Consider the following 19,391-nt stretch of genomic DNA (forward strand, 5'->3'; position numbering starts at 1 on the left):
AGTAGCGGGCCTCTGGCTCAGGGCCGGGGTGACGGGTGGGGTAGGGGCCTTTCGCTTACTCTCCAACCGCCACCCCGGCGACGGCCGGGGCCCAGTCGGGAAGGCGGAGGTAACGGAGCGCAACGTCTCTCGCTGGCGTCCCCCGCCTGGGCCCGGCGTTTGCCGGGGTGGGGTAGTGGAGGAGGCGGGACCGCACTAACCAGCGGCCCGGGCGCGGAGTAAATCCGCGCCGTCGGACGATGCCGGAAGGCACCGCCGGCCGGGCGAACCGGTTCTGGTAAAATAGCGCCGCTATTTTACGCCGGTTCTCCAACAATCGTCTTCAACTCCATGAAGTCCGCCAGCCCATACTTACCGCCCTCGCGACCATTGCCCGATTGCTTGTACCCGCCGAACGGCGTCCCGCCGCCGCCGCTCCACGCGTTGATCGTCACCAGCCCCGCGCGCAGCTTCGGCGCGACCTTCGCCGCCTCCGCCGGATCGCCGGAGATCGTCGCGGACAGGCCATAATCGGTGTCGTTCGCCATCGCGATCGCATCGTCGTCGTCGCCGTAGCGGGTGATCGTCGCGACCGGGCCGAACGTTTCCTCGCGATAGATGCGCATCTCCGGCGTCACGTCCGCCAGCAGGGTCGGCTTGACGAAGAAGCCGGCATTGCGCCCGTCCGGGCGCCCGGTTCCGCCGGTCACCAGGGTCGCGCCCTCGTCGATCGCCGACTGGATCAGGCCCTGGATCTTCTCGTACTGCGCCTTGTTGACGACCGGGCCGATATGCCCGCCCATCACGCTCGCGGCATCGACCTGCGTCGCTTCCATGATTCCCTTCACGACATTGGTCGCATCGGCGACCTGGCTGTCGTGGACGAGCAAGCGGGTCGGGGCGATGCAGCTCTGCCCGCTGTTCGCCAGCACGCCCTGCACGGTCGGCGGCAGCACGGTGGGCAGATCGGCGCCCTTCAGCACCAGGTTCGGCGCCTTGCCGCCGAGTTCCTGGTGGACGCGCTTGACGGTCGGCGCGGCGGCCTGGGCGACGGCGATCCCGGCACGCGTCGAGCCGGTAAAGCTCACCATGTCGACATCCTTGTGGCTCGACAGCGCCGCGCCGACCCCCGGCCCGTCACCGTTGACCAGATTGAACACCCCCGCCGGCACACCGGCCTTGTCGAGGATCTCGGCCAGCACCACCGCGCAACCGGGTGCTTCCTCGGACGGTTTGAGCACCATCGTGTTCCCGGCGGCCAGCGCGGGCGCGACCTTCGCGCAGATCTGGTTGAGCGGCCAGTTCCACGGCGTAATCATGCCGACCACGCCGATCGGCTCGTGCACGACGCGGTTCTTGCCGATGCTTTCCGAAAACTTGAACTCCTTGAGCGCGGCCAGCGTGCCCATGAAATAGCCGAGCCCCGCCGGCGCCTGCGCCATGTTGGCGAACCCGATCGGCGCGCCCATCTCTTCGCTGGTGGCGGCGGCAAGGTCGGGGATGCGCGCCTTGTATTCCTCGATGATCCGCTCGAGCAACGCGACGCGGTCCTCGACCGAGGTCTGCGAATAGGTCCTGAACGCTTTCTTCGCGGCGGCGACCGCCTTGTCGACGTCGGCGGCTGTGCCGAGCGTGATTTCGCTGACCGGCTGTTCGGTCGAGGGGTCGATCACCTCGTGGCGCTTGCCGCCCTCGCTATCGACCCACGCGCCGTCGATATACTGCTTCAGGTAGCTCTTCATCCTCGCCTCCGTCTTTGGAATATCCGGTATGGCGCGTGTTGTAGGCCGTGGCGGAAGCGTTGCAAGCCGAAACCCTTCGCGCGTGCTTTGACCCGTTCCCCACCCGCGGCTAGAGGATCGCGCACAGCCCTAAGAGGACCCAATGGCCGGCCATTCCAAGTTCAAGAACATCATGCACCGCAAGGGCGCGCAAGATAAGAAGCGCTCGGGTGCCTTTTCTAAGCTCAGCCGCGAAATCACCGTCGCGGCGAAGATGGGCCTGCCTGATCCCGACATGAACCCGCGCCTGCGCGCCGCGGTCAATGCGGCCAAGGCGGCATCGATGCCGAAGGACAACATCCAGCGCTCGATCGACAAGGCGAGCCGCGGCGATGCCGAGAATTACGAGGAAATCCGCTACGAAGGGTTCGGCCCGGGCGGCGTGTCGCTCATCATCGAGGCGCTGACCGACAACCGCAACCGCACCGCGACCAACGTGCGGACGGCGGTCGCCAAGAACGGCGGCAACCTCGGCGCGCCGAACTCGGTCAGCCACGCCTTCGACCGGATGGGGCTGATCGCATATCCGGCCAAGGCCGGCGACGCCGACACGGTGTTCGAGGCGGCGCTGGAGGCCGGCGCGGAGGACGTGACGTCGAGCGAGGACGGCCACGAAATTTGGACCGAGCAGTCGAGCCTGCACGAAGTCGCCAAGGCGCTGGAGCCGGTGCTGGGCGAAGCGGAGAGCGCGAAGCTCGCCTGGCGCCCGCAGACGATGGTCGAAGTCGGCGAGGGCGACGCCGCGACCCTGTTCAAGCTGATCGACGCGCTCGACGACGACGACGACGTGCAGACCGTGTGGGGCAATTACGAGGTGTCCGACGCGGTGATGGAGAAGTTGGGGTGAGCGCATCTCCCTCTCCCATCGGGAGAGGGAAGGGTGAGGGTCGAAACCGGCGGCTCTTCTTCACCCTCACCCTTCCGCCGCTTCGCGGCTCCCTCCCTCTCCCGATGGGAGAGGGATTTTGATCGTCCTCGGCCTCGACCCCGGGCTCGGCACGACCGGCTGGGGCCTGATCCGCGCCGAGGGCAACCGGCTGTCGCATCTCGCCAACGGCCAGTTGAAGACCGACGCGAAGGAAAGCCTGGCTCGGCGGCTGGCACATCTCGACACGATGCTCACCGCGCTGATCGCCGATCACGCGCCGCAGGCGGCGGCGGTCGAAGAGGTGTTCGTCAACGCCAACCCGCAATCGACGCTGAAGCTCGGCCAGGCGCGCGGCGTCGTGCTGCTCAGCATCGCCCGCGCCGGGATCGAGCCCGGCGAATATGCCGCGCGACTGGTCAAGAAGGCGGTGGTCGGCGTCGGCGGCGCGGAAAAAGCCCAGGTCCACGCGATGGTCGCGCGCCTGTTGCCCGGCGCGAAGATCGCCGGCGCCGACGCCGCCGACGCGCTGGCGGTCGCGATCTGCCACGCGCATCATCTGGCGAGCGCGCGGCGGCTTTCCCGTTAGCCGTCACCCCGGACTTGTTCCGGGGTCCACCCTGCCGCATACGAGGCGAAAGCGGTGCTTGCCGCCCGGTGGATGCCGGGACAAGCCCGGCATGACGGGTGGTGGCAAGGCGTGATCGCGCATCTCAGGGGAAGGTTGGAAGCGACCGGCATCGACCATGCGGTGATCGATGTCGGCGGGGTCGGCTATCTGGTCGGGGCGTCGGCGAAGACGCTCGGCAGCATCGGGCCGGTGGGGGAGGCGACGACCCTGTTCACCGAGATGCTGGTGGCCGAGGATTCGATCCGGCTGGTCGGCTTCGCCCGGCCCGACGAGCGCGACTGGTTCCGCTTGCTGACCGGGGTACAGGGCGTCGGTGCGCGCGTGGCGCTCGCGATCCTGTCGGTGCTCGACCCGGCCGAGCTCGCGCGCGCGATCGGCGCGCAGGACAAGGCGATGATCGGCCGCGCGAACGGGGTGGGACCGAAACTCGCCGAACGCATCGTGCGCGAGTTGAAGGACAAGGCCGGCGGCGTGATCCCCGGCGGCGTCACCCCGGTCGCGGTGGCGGCGGGCGCGGCGCAGGACGCGGTGTCGGCGCTGCTCAACCTCGGCTTCCGCCCGCCCGAAGCGAATGCCGCGGTCGGCGCGGCGGAGGAGGAACTGGGCGCGGGCGCGGGGCTGGACGCACTGGTCCGGCTGGCGCTGCGGAAGGCGGCGAAGTGATTCCTCTCCTAGTCCGTCATGCTGAACTCGTTTCAGCATCCGTCGGGCGTCGAGCGACGTCCAGGCGGGGTGGCAATGCAACCATGCGTCTATCTGCTCGCGAGTCGGCCGCACGGCACGATCTATATCGGCGTGACGGCGCATCTGATCGAGCGGTTGCACCAGCACCGCACCGGGTCGGTGGCCGGCTTCACCTCGCGATACGGCGTCGCTCGGTTGATGCGATACGAGTTGCTCGCGTCGATGCCCGAGACGATCGCGCGCGAGAAGCAGTTGAAGCGCTGGCATCGACAATGGAAGATCAATCTGACCGAAAGCGAGAACCCCGACTGGTCGGATCTGGCGGTGGGGCTGGGGTTCGAGTCGTTGCCGGATCGCGCGCGGCGCGATGGATGCTGAAACGAGTTCAGCATGACGGAGGATCGAGGTGACTCGCACCGCCACCTGCTTCTGCGGCCAGCTCTCGCTCACCTGCGTCGGCGATCCCGTCCGTATCTCTGTGTGCCATTGCCGCGATTGCAAGCGGCGTTCGGGTAGCGCGTTCGCGGCACAGGCGCGGTTTCCGGCGGAGCAAGTGACCGTTACCGGCCGGTCGAAGACATGGTCGCGCGTGTCGGACGAAGGCAATGCGTCCGATTTCCACTTCTGTCCCGAGTGCGGCACGACGTTGTGGTACAACGCCCGCCCGCATCACGATCTGTATGCGGTGCCGATCGGTACCTTCGCCGACCCGAGCTTCCCCCCGCCCGAATATTCGGTCTACGAAAGCCGCAAGCACGATTGGGTCGAGATCGTCGGCGAGGGCATCGACCATTATGACTGACGACGATCGCCTCCTCGCTCCCGCGCGCAAGCCCGACGACGTCGACGCCGCGCTGCGCCCGAAGTCGCTCGACGAGTTCGTCGGGCAGAAGGCGGCGCGCGAGAATCTGCGGGTGTTCATCGCGGCGGCGAAGGCGCGCGGTGATGCGCTCGATCACGTGCTGTTCTTCGGGCCGCCGGGGCTGGGCAAGACGACGCTGGCGCAGATCATCGCGCGCGAGATGGGCGTGGGGTTCCGCGCGACCAGCGGCCCGGTGATCGCGAAGTCGGGCGACCTCGCCGCGCTCCTCACCAATCTCGAGGACGGCGACGTGCTGTTCATCGACGAGATCCACCGGCTCCAGCCCGCGGTCGAGGAAGTGCTGTACCCGGCGATGGAGGATCGCGCGCTCGACCTGATGATCGGCGAGGGGCCATCGGCGCGCAGCGTGCGGATCGACCTGCCGCGCTTCACGCTGGTGGGGGCGACGACGCGGCAGGGGCTGCTGACGACGCCGCTCCGCGATCGCTTCGGCATTCCGGTGCGGCTCAGTTTCTACACGGTGGACGAGCTGGAAAAGGTGGTGACGCGCGCCGCCGCCCTGCTCGACCTGCACGTCGCGCCCGATGGTGCGCAGGAGATCGCGCGGCGCAGCCGGGGCACCCCGCGGATCGCCGGGCGGCTGCTGCGGCGGGTGCGCGATTTCGCCAATGTCGCCGGGCGCGAGACGGTCGATGCGATCGCCGCCGATGCCGCGCTGTCGCGGCTGGAAGTCGACAAGCTCGGGCTCGACGCGATGGATCGCCGCTACCTACACATGATCGCGGACATCTATCGCGGCGGCCCGGTCGGGGTGGAGACGCTGGCCGCGGGGTTGAGCGAACCGCGCGATACGATCGAGGAAGTGATCGAGCCGTATCTGATCCAGCTCGGCCTGGTCGCCCGCACCGCGCGCGGGCGCTGCCTGAATGCAAGCGGGTGGAAGCACCTCGGGCTCAATCCGCCGGCTGCCACGCAGGATGGTCTGTTCGATTGAACCGTGCTCCTGCGGAAGCAGGAGCCCAGAGTGTCGAATGCGACGCTCGTGACTCTGGATTCCTGCTTTCGCAGGAATGCGGCGATCGATGACCGCGCGAGGGGTTTGCCTCGCCGCCCCGCGCCGCTACAGCGCCTTGACCATGACCGCCGTCGCCACCGACCAGCCCGTCGAAGGACGCTTCGACGGTCGCGAGCATCGCTTTCCGGTGCGGGTGTATTTCGAGGACACCGACCTATCGGGCGTGGTCTATCACGCCAATTATCTCCGCTTCATGGAGCGCGCGCGGTCGGACATGCTGCGGCTGGTCGGGATCGACCAGCGCGCGACGATGGAGGCGGGCGGGAGCGCCTATGCGGTGGCCGAACTCGCGATCAAGTACCGCCGCCCGGCCAGGCTGGACGACGCGCTGATCGTGGTGTCGCGGCTGATCCAGGTGAGGGCGGCGGCGGTCGCCATTCATCAGAGAGTCATGCGCGGGTCGGAATGGCTGGCGGCGGCGGATGTCGTCGCTGCTCTGGTCGGTCCCGACGGCCGACCGCGACGCCAGCCCGCCGCCTGGGTGTCGGCGTACGAGGCATTGATCTGGCAGCCCGAAGCGACGGGTGCGAACACAGGGGACGAGACGGACTGATGCACTGGAGCCTCGATCTTTCGAAGGATTCGACCTCGCCGCTCGCGCTGCTGCTGCATGCCGACATCGTGGTGCAGATCGTGATGCTGGGGCTGCTGGTCGCCAGTATCTGGACTTGGGCGATCATCATCGGCGCCTCGCGCAAGCTGGCCGCGACGCGGCGCCAGACCGCGAAGTTCGAGAGCGATTTCTGGACCGCCAACGACATCGACGCCTTCTACAAGGCACAAGGGGAAGCCGGCACGCCGGTCGCGCGGGTGTTCGCCGCGGGGGTGACCGAATGGCGCCGCTCGACCGCCGGCGGGATCGTCGATCGCGAGGGCGTGCGCGAGCGGCTGGCGACGGCGATGGGCGCGGCGGTCGCGAGCGAGACCGACAAGCTGGCCGACCGGCTGAACGTGCTGGCGACGGTGGCGGGTGCGGCGCCGTTCGTCGGGCTGTTCGGCACAGTGTGGGGGATCATGTCGACCTTCACCGCGATCTCGGCGCAGCAGAACACGTCGCTGGTGACGGTGGGGCCGGGCATCGCCGAAGCGCTGTTCGCGACCGCGATCGGGCTGTTCGCGGCGATCCCCGCGCTGATCGCGTACAACCGCTTCAGCCACCGCGTGAACCAGGTCGAGGCACGGCTGAACCGCTTCGCCGACGGGTTCCACTCGACCCTCAGCCGCCAGTTGGAAGCGAAACGGTGAGGGTGGCCAACCAAATCCTCCCTGGGACGGGGAGGGGGACCGGCGAAGCCGGTGGAGGGGGTTCGCCGCACGCGATCCCTCCGTGGCCCGCCCTCTCCGTCAGCGCTGCGCGCTGCCATCTCCCCGTGAACGGGGAGGATTGGTAGGCGATGGCCGTCAACCTTCCCTCGTCGCGCGGTTCGGGCCGGCGCGCGCCGATGGCGGATATCAACGTGACGCCGCTGGTCGACGTGATGCTGGTGCTCCTCATCATCTTCATGGTGACGGCGCCGCTGATGACGGCGGGCGTGCCGGTGAACCTGCCCGACAGCCGAGCGAAGGCGCTGGAGCAGGACCACAAGCCCGTTTCGATCTCGATCGAGCGCGACGGCACCATCTATCTCGAGGACAAGGCGGTGGCCGAGGATGCGCTGCCCGACGCGCTTTCCGCGATCGCCGCCAGGCCGGGGCCGGACGGCAAGCCGCCGCAAGTGCTGTTGCGCGCCGACCGGGGCCTCGATTACGGGCGGGTGATGGCGGTGATGGGCGACCTCAACCATGCCGGGCTCAACCGCGTGTCGCTGCTGTCCAACGCCAAGGAAGCGCAATGAGCGCGACCGCCGCCTCGACCGAGACGCGCGACCGCGCGATCGAGTTCGGCGCGGCGGCGTTGCTGCATGTCGGGTTGCTGGTCGGGCTGTCGGCGGTGCTGCTCAGCCCCAAGACGCCACCCCCGCCGCCGGCGCCGATGGACGTGACGATCGCCGACGACGTGGGCTTGCAGGCGACCGCGCCGCAATCGGTCACGCCGCCGGCGCAGAGCCGCGCGCCCGATCTCGGCGCGCCGGAGGACGCCGCGCCGCCTGCGCCCAGCGTCGAACCCGAACCGGTGCCCGCGAAACCGCAGCCGGTCGAGCCTGCGCCTGCGCCGGTGCCTAGACGCGCCGAGGTGCCGAAGCCGCAACCGGTCGCAAGGGTCGCGCCGGAGCCGGCGAAACCGGCCAAGTCGCAGCCGGTGAAGAGAGTCGTCGCTCCGCCGCAACCGGCGAAGCCGCAAGCGCGCCCCGCGCCGTCGGGCGCGCTCGCCGGCATCGTCGGTCGCGGCACCGGCGTGACCCAGGGCGCCAAGGCGGCTCGCCCGCGCGGCTCGTCGCTGGGCAGCGTGATGAGCGGGCTCGGCGCCGCGCCCAGCCAGTCGCGCAGCATCACGCCGCAGGCCGCGACGATGAGCCAGCGGGCGGCGATGGATATCGGCCAGAAGATCAAGCAGCAGGTCCAGCCCTGCGCCAACCAGCAGGTCAATCCAGGCCCGGGTGCGGAGAAGATCCGCGTGACGATCCGCCTGCGCATCAACCGCGACGGCACGCTGGCATCGCGCCCGACGATCGAGGGGCATGATGGCGTCGACGACGACAATCGCCGCTATCTTCGCCAGGTCGACGATCGCGCGATCGCGACGTTCATGGGCTGCCAGCCGCTGCGCGGTTTGCCGCCGGAACTGTACGACGTTCCCAATGGCTGGAGCAGTTTTTCGCTCCGCTACAAATTGCCGGGATAGATGATGAGCCGATGTGATCTTCCAACTCCCCGCCACCCCGGCGAAGGCCGGGGCCCAGCATCGGGCCGTTCGCAACTGGGCCCCGGCCTTCGTCGGGGTGGCGACAAAAGGATCGGCGTTCGACCGTCGGCACCGTTTAGGACAAGCATGATGACGAAGCCGCTCCACCTCCTGCTCGCCGCCACCGCGCTCGCATTCGCGCCCGGTGCCTACGCCCAGACGCAGCCCGCGCCGACCCCGCCGCCCGCCACGCCCGCGCAACAGCAGGGCCAGCCCGGCGGCCTGGTCGTCGATGTCGAGGGCGGCATCTCCGCGCCCATGGGGATCGCGATCCCGCCGCTGCCGACGCCGCAGGCGGTCGACACGCCGGCCGGGCGCACCGATACGCTGGGCGCCGAACTGGCCAAGGTCATCACCGGCGATCTCGGCAATTCGGGTCTGTTCAAGCCGCTGCCGGCCGGGCGCCTGCTGCCCGTCAATTTCGCCGAGGCGACCGCGCCGAATTATGCCGGGTGGAGCGCGGCGGGCGCGACCGCGCTGGTGCAAGGGTACGTCAAGGCGAACGGCGACGGCACGCTGACCGTGGGCTGCTACCTCTACGACACCGCACAGCAGGCCGAGTTGAAGCGCCAGGGCTATGTCGTGCCCTATGCCGAATGGCGCCGCGCCGCGCACAAATGCGCCGATATGGTCTATACCCGGCTGACCGGCGAAGGCCCCTATTTCGATAGCCGCGTCGTGTACGTGTCGGAGACGGGGCCGAAGGCGCGGCGGATCAAGCGGCTGGCGCTGATGGATCAGGACGGGTTCAACGGCCGCTTCCTGACCAATGGCCAGACGATCGTGCTGACGCCGACCTTGTCGCGCGACCAGCGGCGGATCGCGTATCTGTCGTACCTCGACAAGAAGCCGACCATCTACGTCTACGACATCGCCGCGGGGACGCAGCGCAAGCTGGTCACCGACGTGAGCCTCGCCTTCGCGCCGCGCTTTTCGCCGGACGGGCGCTGGGTGCTGTTCTCGATGGCGACCAACGGCAGCACCAACCTCTACCGCATCCCCTCGGGCGGCGGACAGTGGCAGAAGCTGACCAACTCGATCGGCATCGACACCGGCGGCAGCTATTCGCCCGACGGGTCGCGGATCGTGTTCGAAAGCGACCGCTCGGGCACGCAGCAGCTCTACGTGATGAACGCCGACGGCTCCGACCAGCGCCGCATCAGCTTCGGTAGCGGCCGCTACGCGACCCCGGCGTGGAGCCCGCGCGGCGACCTGATCGCGTTCACCAAGATCGGCGGCGGCTTCCATGTCGGGATCATGTCGCCGGCGGGCAGCGGCGAGAAGATCCTGACCGATGGCTGGCAGGACGAGGCGCCGAGCTGGTCGCCCAACGGCCGCGTCATTATGTTCTTCCGCTCGACGCAAGGGGGCAGCGGCGTCGCCGACCTGTGGTCGGTCGACCTGACCGGGGTCAACGAACGCCGCCTGCCGACCCCGTTCGACGGCTCCGACCCGAACTGGGGGCCGATCCGCACCGACTGACGTTTTCCAACACGCCAAAGAAGGGAGTTACCGACAATGGCCTCTACCACGACCAAGCTGATCCTGCTCGCAGGGCTCGCCGCCACCGCTGCCTGCGCGCCCAAGCGCCCGAAGGTGCTGCCACCCTCGGCCGACCAGGCGCCGATCACCGCGCCCGCGACCGGGCCGGACACGACCGGCGGGGTGATCCCGGGCAGTCCGCAGGACTTCCAGCGCTCGGTGATGAGCGACACGATCCACTTCGCGCTCGACCAGTACGACATCGATCCGACCTCGCGGCAGATTCTCGACACGCAGGCGGTGTGGCTGACCAAGTGGCCCGATCGCCGGATCACGATCGAAGGCCATGCCGACGAGCGCGGCACTCGCGAATACAATCTCGCGCTCGGCGATCGCCGCGCCAATGCGGCGAAGAACTATCTCGCGGCGAAGGGCATCAACCCGGCGCGGATCACAACGATCAGCTACGGCAAGGAACGCCCGATCGCGCTGGGCTCGGACGAGGCGAGCTGGGCCCAGAACCGCCGCGCGGTAACGGTGGTGTTGCAATAATTTTCCTCTCCCTTTGGGAGAGGAAGGGAGGCGCGAAGCGCCGGAAAGGTGAGAGCTAAGTCGAAAGCGTTTCGACTTAGCTCTCACCCCATCGGCGCTTCGCGCCTCTGCCCTCTCCCGATGGGAGAGGGCTTTTTTATTGTTGCGACTCAGTCAAATCCGATATAAATGTGATATCATATTAAACGGGAGGATCCGATGGCCACCATTGCTTCGCCGGTCGATCGCAACACCGCGCTGACGCTGTCGCACGAGCGGCCCGCCGCGACGTCGAGCGGGTATCTGATGTTGGGCGTGCTGCTGCTCGCGCTGCTCGCGATCGGCGTCGGGGCGAGCCGGGTGAATGCCGATCCGCTGCTCGGCGGGCCGGTCATCACGGTGGCCGGGTTCGTGTTTGTCTTCGTCCTGCTCGGCTTCTACATGCTTCAGCCCAACCAGGCGGCGGCGATCACCCTGTTCGGCAGCTACAAGGGCACCGACCGCACCACCGGGCTGCGCTGGGTGGTGCCGTGGTACGGCAAGAAGAAGCTGTCGGTACGCGCCAACAACGTGATTTCGGACCGGATCAAGGTCAACGACCTGCGCGGCAACCCGATCGAGATGGCGGCGCAAGTGGTGTGGCGCGTGACCGACACCGCGCAGGCGCTGTTCGACGTCGACAATTACAAGAGCTTCGTGAACGTCCAGATCGAGGCGGCGGTGCGGACGATCGGCTCACGCTATCCGTATGACGATTACGAGCATCAGGAAGTGACCCTGCGCGGCAATCACGACCAGGTCGGGGCGGAACTGCGTGCCGAACTGATCGCGCGGCTGGCGATGGCGGGGATCACGGTCGACGAATGCGGCTTCACGCACCTGGCCTATGCGCAGGAGATCGCCGGCGCGATGCTGCGGCGGCAACAGGCGCAGGCGGTGGTCGCGGCGCGCCAGACCCTGGTCGAGGGCGCGGTCGGCATGGTGCAGATGGCGCTGGACGAATTGAGCAAGAAGGGCGTGGTCGAACTGGACGACGAGCGCCGCGCGGCGATGGTGTCGAACCTGATGGTGGTGTTGTGCGGCGAGCGCGATACGCAGCCGGTGGTGAATACGGGCTCGCTCTACCAGTAACGCAGGACGATGGCCGCCCCTCCGAAAAAGGCGTTTCCGCTGCGCCTTGATCCCGCGCTCTACGCGGCGATCGAGCGCGCGGCGGCGGGCGAGTTGCGGAGCGTCAACGCGCAGGTCGAATGCCTGCTGCGCGAGGCGCTGGGGCGGCGGGGCGTGAAACTGGCCGATCCGGTCCGCGCGAAACGCGGCCGGCCGGCGAAACAGGAGGATGGGGAATGATCGCACTGGCGATGATGATGGCGGCCGCGGTAACTGGTGCCGGCGTGGAGGTGACCATCCCGGGACCGCAGGGGCCGCTCGCCGGGACGTGGCAGCCGAGTGCCACGAGTGACGTCGGGCCGGTCGTGGTGATCGTCCCCGGCTCGGGCCCGACCGATCGCAACGGCGACAATCCGCTGGGCATCAAGGCGCAACCGTACAAGCTGCTCGCCGAGGCGCTGGCCGCGCGCGGCATCGCCAGCGTGCGGATCGACAAGCGCGGCATGTTCGCCAGCCGCGCGGCGGTCGCCGACCCCAATGCGGCGACGATCGCGGGCTATGCCGACGATGCGCGCGGCTGGGCGAAGTTCGCCGCGGCGAAAGCGCATGCGAAGTGCGCCTGGGTGCTCGGGCATAGCGAGGGCGGGCTGGTCGCGTTGCAGGCGGCGCAGCGTTCGGACGGCATTTGCGGCGTGATCCTGGTGTCGGCGCCGGGCCGCCCGCTGGCGACGGTGATGCGCGAGCAGTTCAAGGCCAACCCGGCCAACGCCTATCTGTTGCCGCAGGCACTGGCGATGCTCGACGGGCTGGAGGCGGGGCGGACGACCGATCCCGCGACCCTGCCGGCGCCGTTGCCGATGATGTTCCCGGAAGCCGTGCAGCGGTACATGATCGGGCTGTTCCGCTACGATCCCACCAAGCTCGCCGCGACCGCGCGGGTGCCGGTGGTGATCGTGCAGGGCGATAACGATATGCAGGTGTCGGTCGAGGATGCCAAACGCCTCGCTGCTGCCCAGCCCAGGGCGACACTGACTATACTGCCCGGCGTCAACCATGTGCTGAAGGTCGTGCCCGCCGGCGATCGCATGGCGAACGGCGCGAGCTACGGCGATCCGACACTGCCGATCGCGCCCGGCGTGGTCGACGCGGTGGCGAGTGCCGTCAAATGAGCGCCGGCGACCGCAACTCGCGCGAGCCCGACGACTGGTTCCTGCCCAAGGCGTTCGGTTATGGCGCAAGCCTGCCGATCGCGTGGCAGGGCTGGGCGCTGCTCGCCGCGTACGTCGCGGCGCTGGCCGGGGCGGGCTGGGCGCTGATGCCGCGCCACCCGATCCTGTTCGTCGTCGTCGCGCTTCTCGTCACCGTCCCGCTGGTCGTCGTCAGCGAGCAACACACGCGCGGCGGCTGGCGCTGGCGGTGGGGTGGAAAGTAAGGCGGTTAGGTAGCGGTCCGTTCGGCGATCGGTCAGCCCGCAAATATTTCGTCACCCCGGCCTTGCGCCGGGGTCCACTACGCCGCCCGCGCCACGCCCGATTTTCTTGCTCTTGTCCAAGCCGCCTGGTGGACCCCGCACAAGGCCGGGGTGACAGTTGGCAACGTGCCGCGCCTCAGCCCAGACTCGCATCCAGCAGCTTCGCCAGCCTGAGCCCGCCACGCTCGACCTCCAGCCGCACCGTCGGCACCAGCCGCTCGATCGTCGCCTGGTCGAGCCGCGCGCGGCTCGGGGTCGGGCCGCACGGATCGCCGCCGGTCGCGGTCGCATAGGTCACGTCGTGCGCGACCTGCCAGCTCTCGCGGCTCCAGTCGGTGACGTCGCCCGCCGCGATCCGCCGCCGCGTCGCGGCCGGATAGGCTCGCACCAGGCTCGGCCCGGTCGAGATCGCGCGTTCGGCCAGATAGCCGTCCCAGATCGAATGCAGGTTGAGCCGCTGCGGCGCGTAGCCGCCATAATCGGCCTTCACGTCGTTGCCGCCCTTGTCGCCCTTCTCCCCGGCATGGAGCGGCTGGTGGAGGTCGCCGACGAAGTGGATCAGGAACACCAGCGCGCGGACGCGGTCGGCGGCGGGGGCGCGGCGGTCCTTCAGGATTTCGGCATCGCGGACGATCTGCGCCGACACGCAATTGCCGTCCTTGCACGGCTCGACCAGGTCGAACGGGCGGCAGATGTTGACGTCCTGATAATGCCACGGCTCGGTCGCGGCGAACTTGCGCGTGCCGTCGGGATTCTTGATCCCCTTGATGCAATCCGCCCAGATCGCCGCTTGGTCGAGCGTACCCGCCTGGCATTGCGGCGTGTCGAGCAGCGCCTGCTGCCTGAGCAGCGCGAGGATGCGTGTCCGCGTCGTCGGCTTGATGTTGGCCCAGGCGATCTGTGCGATCGTCTGGTGGCCATATTCCCAATAGGCGCCGGCGGGGACGGCGCCGACCAGCGCGAGCAGGGCAGCGGCAAAGGCGACGATGCGTTTCATGGCCGACCGCTTACGCCGCCGCGCGAACGCTTTCCATGCAAAAACATCGCGATGGCCACAGCGCGCGCTCTTGACCAAGCCTTCACCATTTTGGGTTTTTAAAACCGCGCCGACGCCGCATAAGGTCGCTGGATTCGGTGCAGGATTTTGCGTGCCCGGTCGGCGTGGAACCATGATAGGGACGACGTCGCCGCGCGTAGTTGGCGTTCCCAGGGGGCTTGATGAAGCGAATTCGAGTGGTGGCCGCGATCCTGGCGCTCCTGACCGCGACCATGGCCGGCCTGTTCTGGCTGGTGCCGGGGATCGGCATGGAAACGATCGCGGGCTGCGGCGTCGCCGCGCTCTGCCTGCTGATCGTCGTGCCGTTCGACGCGTCGGAGCCGCCCGCGCGCAAGCGCGTGCTGGCGGCGTGCGTCGCCTTCGTCGTCGCGGTCGGCGTCGCGCTGGGCTTCGCGATCGAGACCAGCGTCGACCTGGGCCCGCTGAGCGCGCTGGCCGGCGTCGAGTTCGTCGGCCTGATCCTCGCCGTCTGGTCCTTCACCGTCCGCAACCGCCGCCGCCGCGCGCTGTGGAGCGATTATTACGACCGGTAGTGCCGACCACGCACGACTTTAGTTGGCCGCAGGCATCGCGCTCACAAGCGCCTTGAGCGAAGTCGCGCAGCGGAAATTGACGCACAACCGACGCTCGATGTGCAGAGAGTCTATGCAACTGGTGGTACCGTTCCGTCGCTACGCACCGTAGCGGCCGACATCGTTCCGGTGGTCGAGTGCCATGTCGCGATGCTCGAGACGATGTGACGACGTGAGGCAGGCCACCCGCTCGCATGCCCTTTCGAGGCACAAATCCTCGCACACTCACGAAGGGTTTATTCCTTTCGTGCGTTGATAGGGCGTTCGAACGAAAGATGGTGCGCTGGCGATTGCCGTACGAACTGTGAGCGAACCCGAGGACGACACGCGGCTGGTCGCTGCGATGGCGCAGGGGGATACGCGTGCGCTGGAGGTGTTGGCCGACCGGCACGGGCCGCCGCTGATGCGTCTGGCCTATCGCATGCTGGACGATGCCGCCGAAGCCGAGGACGTGACGCAGGAGGCGTTCGTGCGGCTGTGGGACCGGGCGGCGGGGTGGGTCTCGCATGGCGGCGGCGTCGCTGGCTGGCTGCGGCGGACGGCGACCAATGCGTGCATCGACCGCATGCGCCGCCGCTCGCGATTGGCGGATGCACCGGACGTGGATCGGCCTGACGAGAGCCCGGGTGCGGAAAGGATGATCGACGCAGCACGATTGGGGACTCTGGTGCAGCGCGCGCTCGCGACGCTGCCCGAGCGGCAGCGGGCGGCGGTCGTCCTCACCTATTATGAGGAGATCACCAATGCCGCCGCGGCCGAGATCCTCGACATGCACCTGAAGGCGTTCGAATCGCTGCTGTTCCGCGCGCGGGCGCGACTGCGCGACGGGCTCGCCGCCGCCGGCGTGACCGCCGAAGATCTGGAGGGCTGGTCATGACGAAGGCCCATCTCGACGACCAGGCGCTCGATCGCGCGCTGTCCGCCTATGCGGCGCCCGCGCTAAAGCCCGGTCTCGGCGCACGGGTCGTGGCCGAAGCGACGCGCCCGGGTCGACCACCGGCGGCGACCGTTCGTCGTCGCGGATCGCGTCGACCCTGGACGCGGCGCGGCATGATCCTGGGTGTCGTGATGGTCAATCTGCTCGCGGTCAGTGCGATGGCGGCCATCTTCGGCGGGCATGCGCTGGTCGACAAGGTCGCGACGCTGGCGCACCGGTTGTTTGCGCCGTCTACGCCCGTTGCCCTGGCCCACACGCCGGCTCGGGTGCCGCGGCCGACGACGCACAGGGAGGCGCCAGCGCCGGTCGCGCTCGCAATGGCGGCGCCCATGGTGACGGCGGCGGACGCCGGGCGACAGCCCGGTTTCGTTCGGCCGCTGAAGGCCCAGCAGCGTCGGGCCATGCCGGCCGCGGTTCATCCCCGGTCGGAGCGGGCGGCACGAGGCCGCGCCGAACGAATGGACGTCCCTCGGCACGTCGCGCGTCCGACGGACTGGCATCCTGACCGGACGCGCCACGCCCGGTCGCGCGACCCGCTGACGTCGCGAGCGCGTCGCGCCGAACAAGCGGAGGCGGCACGTGCCATCGGTGCGCCGGTGACGACGCGCACTCTCCCCGCGCGTTCGGAAGGTACTCCGGCGATCGACCGTCAGGCCGACGCTCGGCGAGAGGAAGGCGGCCTGCGCTCGCCCGTCGACGAGCCTCGCGCCGCGCGAGAGCGTCCGGATTTCGCCCGACGCGATCGTGCGGCCGGGCGGCGTGCCGGGCAGGGAAGGCGGTTCGGCGCGGGCCAGCGGGGCGGCTTCGGTCGCGGCCGCCGCCGAATCTAGGCCAAGCGAAAGGGCCGCCGAGCACCTCGGCGACCCTCTCGAAACGGCCGCGACCGATCAGTTGTGACGATCGGTGTGGATTTGCTTGCTGACCGCCGTTTCCTGCTGGTTGAGCGAGCGCTGATCGGCGCGCGTGATGTGGCCGCCGTCGAGCTGGGCCATCTGGCGCTCCTCGTGATAGATGCCGCGGTCGTCCTTGCGCAGCGTATGCGCTTCCTGGGTGGTCAACTGGCCGTCCTTGACGCCCTGATTGATGCGATGCTGCTGGTTGAACAGCCGCCCGTTCACTTCCGCCCGGCGCGGATGCGAAACGAAGCGGGCCGACGCAGGCATGGCGGTGGCGGCAACCCCGACGGCCGAAGCGAGCAGGACGATCTTGCGGAAACCGGTCATGACAAAACTCCTCAAAACGCGCGCAGGACGAGGGCGCGAACGACGTCCGCATGCCAAACGGGCGACCGGGCGAAACCCTTCGCGCGAGATTGAGGATTGGGTCGGATGAGCGTCGGCGGTCGCTGGGCGTTCGACGTCGCCGTACTACGGATCGCTGTACCGGATACCGGCTCCCTTTCTCAAAAATCGATCGACCCCGATAGTTTAAACGTCCGCGGCGTGCCTTGGAGCAGGGCGGTGCCGAAGCTGTCGAACGACGAGGCCCAGTAGCGCCGGTTCGCGACGTTATCGACGCCCGCACGCAGCGTCAGCGGACGGCCGCCCGCCACCACCACATAGCGCGCGCCGAGGTCGAACCGGGTCCATTCGGGAATCCGGAGCGTGTTGGTCGCGTTGACCTGCTGTTTGCCGGTCTGGACGACGCGGCCGGTCAGCGTCGGCCCGGTGTGGAGCACATCCCATTCGACGTTGGCGTTGATCGTGTAGTCGGGCACGCCGACCGCGGTGTTGCCGTCGGTGCCGTTGCTGGTCTTGCGCAGCGTGGCGTCGATCACGGTGCCGCCGGCGATCACGCGCAGGCCCCTGGTCAACTCGCCGTCGAACGACAGTTCTAGGCCCCGGTTGCGCTGTTCGCCGAACAGGCCGTAACGAAACAGGCCGCCGCCGGCCGCCACGCTATAGGCGCTCGGCAACGTGGTCTGGAACGCGGCGAGGCTGGCGTTGAAGCGGCCGAGCGACAGCTTGCCGCCGACTTCGTATTGGGTCGATTTGTAGGCGGGGAAGATTTCGCCGGCGTTGACGTTGCCGACCGGCGCGACCGATCCGGGCTGCAACCCCTCGATCCGGTTGGCGAACAGCGACAGGCCGGCGACCGGCTTCACCACCAGCCCGACCACCGGGGTCGCCGCGCTCGATCGCGTCCGGGCGCTTTCGGCGCCGGTGGCGTAGGAATAGCTGATGTTGGTGATCGTCTGCAGCCGCAGCCCGGCGGTGAGCAGGATGCGGTCGCCCGCGAAGCCGAACGTGTCCGACGCGAACGCGCTGCCGAGCCGCGTGCGTGCCACGGGGAAGGGATCGGCGAGGTTGCCGCCGACCAGGGTCGAGCTCGGCAGCGCGACCTGTGGCGTGGTGTAGAGGTTGGTCGCATACCCCGCGAAGCCGGGGCCGTAGCGGAAGTCGTAGGCGTTGCGGTTGACCTGGCGGATCAGCGAGCCGCCGACATTGATCTCCTGGCTGATCCCGCCGCCCGCCAGCTTGACGCGCAGGCCAGCCTCGGCGGCTTCGTTATTGTCGGTGCGCGGCACGAACAATGCGTTGCCGGTCGCGGCGCCGGTGACGGCGTTGGTGACGGTGATGCCGTCGTAGATGCCCCGCTCCGATCCGTCGCGCGCGCCGACCGCGGCGTAGAGCATCGCGTTCGGCGCGAGGTCGTATTCGGCGCGGAACGCACCGAAGATGTCGCGGAGCGTCGTGTAGCTGAACGACTGGCCGTAATTGTGCTCGGCATCGGGCACGGCGGGGATGGCGGCGGTAGCGATCGTCACCTTGGGCCGCAGGTTGCGGACCTGAATCCGCTGGTAGGCGAGGTCGAGCGACAGGCGCAGGCCGCCGTGGCGATAATCGAGCCCGGCGCCGAGCACGGCGGCGCGGCGGAACTCGTTGTCGATCGCGACGTCGCCGGAGCGGTAGGCGCCGTTGACGCGCACGCCCCATTCGCCGTCGACACCGAAGCGGCGGCCGATATCGAAGCTGCCGCCGATATGCGATCCGCTGGTGTAATTGGCGGTCAGGCGCGTGAGCGGCGCGGTGCCGGCGCGCTTCGACACCAGGTTGACGCTGCCGCCGATCCCCGATCCGCCCGGTGCTGCTCCGTTCAGGAACGCGCTGGCGCCGTTCAGCACCTGCACGCTGTCGTACAATTCGGGCGCGACGAGCTGGCGTGGGGTGATCCCGTACAGGCCGTTGAACCCGATATCGTCGCCGTAGAGCGTGAAGCCGCGGATCACGAACTGTTCGGCGGCATTGCCGAAGCCGTAGGTCGTGCGGATCGACGGGTCGTTCTCCAGCACCTGGCCCAGCGTCTGCGGCTGCTGATTGAGGATCAGCGCGGCGTTGTAGCTCTTGATGCTGAACGGCACGTCGGCCGCGTCCTTGTCGCCCAGTACGCCGACCGACCCGCCGCGCGTCACCTCGGTACGGTTCTCCTTCTGGGCGGTGACGACGACGTCCTCGTCGCTCGCGGCGTGCGGTGCCTCCTGGGCGAGCGCGGGAGTCGCGATCGCGAGGGAGAAGAGCGAGACGGCGGTGCGGGAAAGAGTCACGTCGGTT

At 68.7% G+C, this 19,391-nt stretch carries 23 protein-coding genes; 19 read left to right on the forward strand and 4 right to left on the reverse strand.

Annotated features, from left to right (window positions below; all coding sequences use genetic code 11):
* Nucleotides 1-296 precede the first annotated feature (296 nt).
* Nucleotides 297-1,721: an aldehyde dehydrogenase family protein gene (locus J0I47_RS00620; RefSeq protein WP_294044508.1), complete on the reverse strand. Its 1,425-nt coding sequence runs from the start codon at nt 1,719-1,721 to the stop codon at nt 297-299.
* Nucleotides 1,722-1,863: 142 nt separating this feature from the next.
* Here J0I47_RS00620 and J0I47_RS00625 point away from each other — a divergent pair, with 142 nt between their 5' ends.
* The 16 genes from J0I47_RS00625 (at nt 1,864) to J0I47_RS00700 (ending at nt 13,235) form a co-directional block, all read left to right on the forward strand.
* Complete coding sequence (locus J0I47_RS00625) at nt 1,864-2,607, forward strand: YebC/PmpR family DNA-binding transcriptional regulator (protein WP_294044509.1); 744 nt, start codon at nt 1,864-1,866, stop codon at nt 2,605-2,607.
* Between the two features lie 118 nt (nt 2,608-2,725).
* Entirely contained in the window at nt 2,726-3,214 is a 489-nt protein-coding gene (gene ruvC, locus J0I47_RS00630; RefSeq protein ID WP_294044510.1) for a crossover junction endodeoxyribonuclease RuvC, read from the forward strand.
* Between the two features lie 111 nt (nt 3,215-3,325).
* A complete protein-coding gene (gene ruvA, locus J0I47_RS00635) occupies nt 3,326-3,919 on the forward strand; it encodes a Holliday junction branch migration protein RuvA (protein WP_294045823.1) in 594 nt (197 codons plus the stop codon).
* 18 nt (nt 3,920-3,937) lie between these two features.
* Complete coding sequence (locus J0I47_RS00640) at nt 3,938-4,318, forward strand: GIY-YIG nuclease family protein (RefSeq protein ID WP_294044511.1); 381 nt, start codon at nt 3,938-3,940, stop codon at nt 4,316-4,318.
* Nucleotides 4,319-4,346: 28 nt separating this feature from the next.
* The gene (locus J0I47_RS00645; RefSeq protein ID WP_294044512.1) at nt 4,347-4,742 is read left to right on the forward strand and encodes a GFA family protein; all 396 of its coding nucleotides are present in this window, start codon (nt 4,347-4,349) and stop codon (nt 4,740-4,742) included.
* Nucleotides 4,735-5,757 (forward strand): Holliday junction branch migration DNA helicase RuvB, encoded by a 1,023-nt coding sequence (gene ruvB, locus J0I47_RS00650; protein ID WP_294044513.1) that lies wholly within the window; start codon nt 4,735-4,737, stop codon nt 5,755-5,757. The genes J0I47_RS00645 and ruvB overlap by 8 nt, the downstream gene beginning before the upstream one ends.
* A 142-nt stretch (nt 5,758-5,899) precedes the next feature.
* Nucleotides 5,900-6,391, forward strand: a complete 492-nt coding sequence (ybgC, locus tag J0I47_RS00655; protein ID WP_294044514.1) for a tol-pal system-associated acyl-CoA thioesterase — start codon at nt 5,900-5,902, stop codon at nt 6,389-6,391.
* On the forward strand, nt 6,391-7,083 hold the full coding sequence (gene tolQ, locus J0I47_RS00660) for a protein TolQ (RefSeq protein WP_294044515.1): 693 nt from the start codon (nt 6,391-6,393) through the stop codon (nt 7,081-7,083). The genes ybgC and tolQ overlap by 1 nt, the downstream gene beginning before the upstream one ends.
* A gap of 149 nt (nt 7,084-7,232) precedes the next feature.
* A complete protein-coding gene (gene tolR / locus J0I47_RS00665) occupies nt 7,233-7,673 on the forward strand; it encodes a protein TolR (RefSeq protein WP_294044516.1) in 441 nt (146 codons plus the stop codon).
* The gene (locus tag J0I47_RS00670; RefSeq protein WP_294044517.1) at nt 7,670-8,620 is read left to right on the forward strand and encodes a cell envelope biogenesis protein TolA; all 951 of its coding nucleotides are present in this window, start codon (nt 7,670-7,672) and stop codon (nt 8,618-8,620) included. The genes tolR and J0I47_RS00670 overlap by 4 nt, the downstream gene beginning before the upstream one ends.
* Before the next feature lie 147 nt (nt 8,621-8,767).
* The gene (gene tolB, locus J0I47_RS00675; protein ID WP_294044518.1) at nt 8,768-10,162 is read left to right on the forward strand and encodes a Tol-Pal system beta propeller repeat protein TolB; all 1,395 of its coding nucleotides are present in this window, start codon (nt 8,768-8,770) and stop codon (nt 10,160-10,162) included.
* Between the two features lie 36 nt (nt 10,163-10,198).
* Nucleotides 10,199-10,714 (forward strand): peptidoglycan-associated lipoprotein Pal, encoded by a 516-nt coding sequence (gene pal, locus J0I47_RS00680; RefSeq protein ID WP_294044519.1) that lies wholly within the window; start codon nt 10,199-10,201, stop codon nt 10,712-10,714.
* Between the two features lie 198 nt (nt 10,715-10,912).
* The gene (locus J0I47_RS00685; protein ID WP_294044520.1) at nt 10,913-11,824 is read left to right on the forward strand and encodes an SPFH domain-containing protein; all 912 of its coding nucleotides are present in this window, start codon (nt 10,913-10,915) and stop codon (nt 11,822-11,824) included.
* A gap of 9 nt (nt 11,825-11,833) precedes the next feature.
* Nucleotides 11,834-12,043 carry a toxin-antitoxin system HicB family antitoxin gene (locus tag J0I47_RS00690; protein ID WP_294044521.1) on the forward strand — a complete coding sequence of 70 codons (210 nt, stop codon included), beginning with the start codon at nt 11,834-11,836 and terminating at the stop codon, nt 12,041-12,043.
* Nucleotides 12,040-12,972 (forward strand): alpha/beta fold hydrolase, encoded by a 933-nt coding sequence (locus J0I47_RS00695; RefSeq protein ID WP_294044522.1) that lies wholly within the window; start codon nt 12,040-12,042, stop codon nt 12,970-12,972. The genes J0I47_RS00690 and J0I47_RS00695 overlap by 4 nt, the downstream gene beginning before the upstream one ends.
* On the forward strand, nt 12,969-13,235 hold the full coding sequence (locus J0I47_RS00700; protein WP_294044523.1) for a hypothetical protein: 267 nt from the start codon (nt 12,969-12,971) through the stop codon (nt 13,233-13,235). The genes J0I47_RS00695 and J0I47_RS00700 overlap by 4 nt, the downstream gene beginning before the upstream one ends.
* A 175-nt stretch (nt 13,236-13,410) precedes the next feature.
* Here the strand turns inward: J0I47_RS00700 and J0I47_RS00705 are convergent, their stop codons facing one another.
* Nucleotides 13,411-14,271 (reverse strand): S1/P1 nuclease, encoded by an 861-nt coding sequence (locus J0I47_RS00705; protein WP_294044524.1) that lies wholly within the window; start codon nt 14,269-14,271, stop codon nt 13,411-13,413.
* A gap of 221 nt (nt 14,272-14,492) precedes the next feature.
* On the opposite strand from J0I47_RS00705, the gene J0I47_RS00710 reads away from it, so the two are divergent.
* The 3 genes from J0I47_RS00710 (at nt 14,493) to J0I47_RS00720 (ending at nt 16,670) form a co-directional block, all read left to right on the forward strand.
* Nucleotides 14,493-14,864 carry a hypothetical protein gene (locus tag J0I47_RS00710; RefSeq protein ID WP_294044525.1) on the forward strand — a complete coding sequence of 124 codons (372 nt, stop codon included), beginning with the start codon at nt 14,493-14,495 and terminating at the stop codon, nt 14,862-14,864.
* A gap of 343 nt (nt 14,865-15,207) precedes the next feature.
* Entirely contained in the window at nt 15,208-15,780 is a 573-nt protein-coding gene (locus J0I47_RS00715) for a sigma-70 family RNA polymerase sigma factor (RefSeq protein WP_294044526.1), read from the forward strand.
* Nucleotides 15,781-15,953: 173 nt separating this feature from the next.
* Nucleotides 15,954-16,670 carry a hypothetical protein gene (locus J0I47_RS00720; protein ID WP_294044527.1) on the forward strand — a complete coding sequence of 239 codons (717 nt, stop codon included), beginning with the start codon at nt 15,954-15,956 and terminating at the stop codon, nt 16,668-16,670.
* A 57-nt stretch (nt 16,671-16,727) separates the two neighbouring features.
* Here J0I47_RS00720 and J0I47_RS00725 read toward each other — a convergent pair whose 3' ends face one another.
* Both J0I47_RS00725 and J0I47_RS00730 read right to left on the reverse strand, forming a co-directional pair.
* A complete protein-coding gene (locus tag J0I47_RS00725; protein ID WP_294044528.1) occupies nt 16,728-17,063 on the reverse strand; it encodes a hypothetical protein in 336 nt (111 codons plus the stop codon).
* 179 nt (nt 17,064-17,242) lie between these two features.
* Nucleotides 17,243-19,384 (reverse strand): TonB-dependent siderophore receptor, encoded by a 2,142-nt coding sequence (locus tag J0I47_RS00730; RefSeq protein WP_294044529.1) that lies wholly within the window; start codon nt 19,382-19,384, stop codon nt 17,243-17,245.
* Nucleotides 19,385-19,391 lie beyond the last annotated feature (7 nt).

Source organism: Sphingomonas sp. (assembly GCF_017304635.1).
Taxonomy (GTDB): Bacteria; Pseudomonadota; Alphaproteobacteria; order Sphingomonadales; family Sphingomonadaceae; genus Sphingomonas.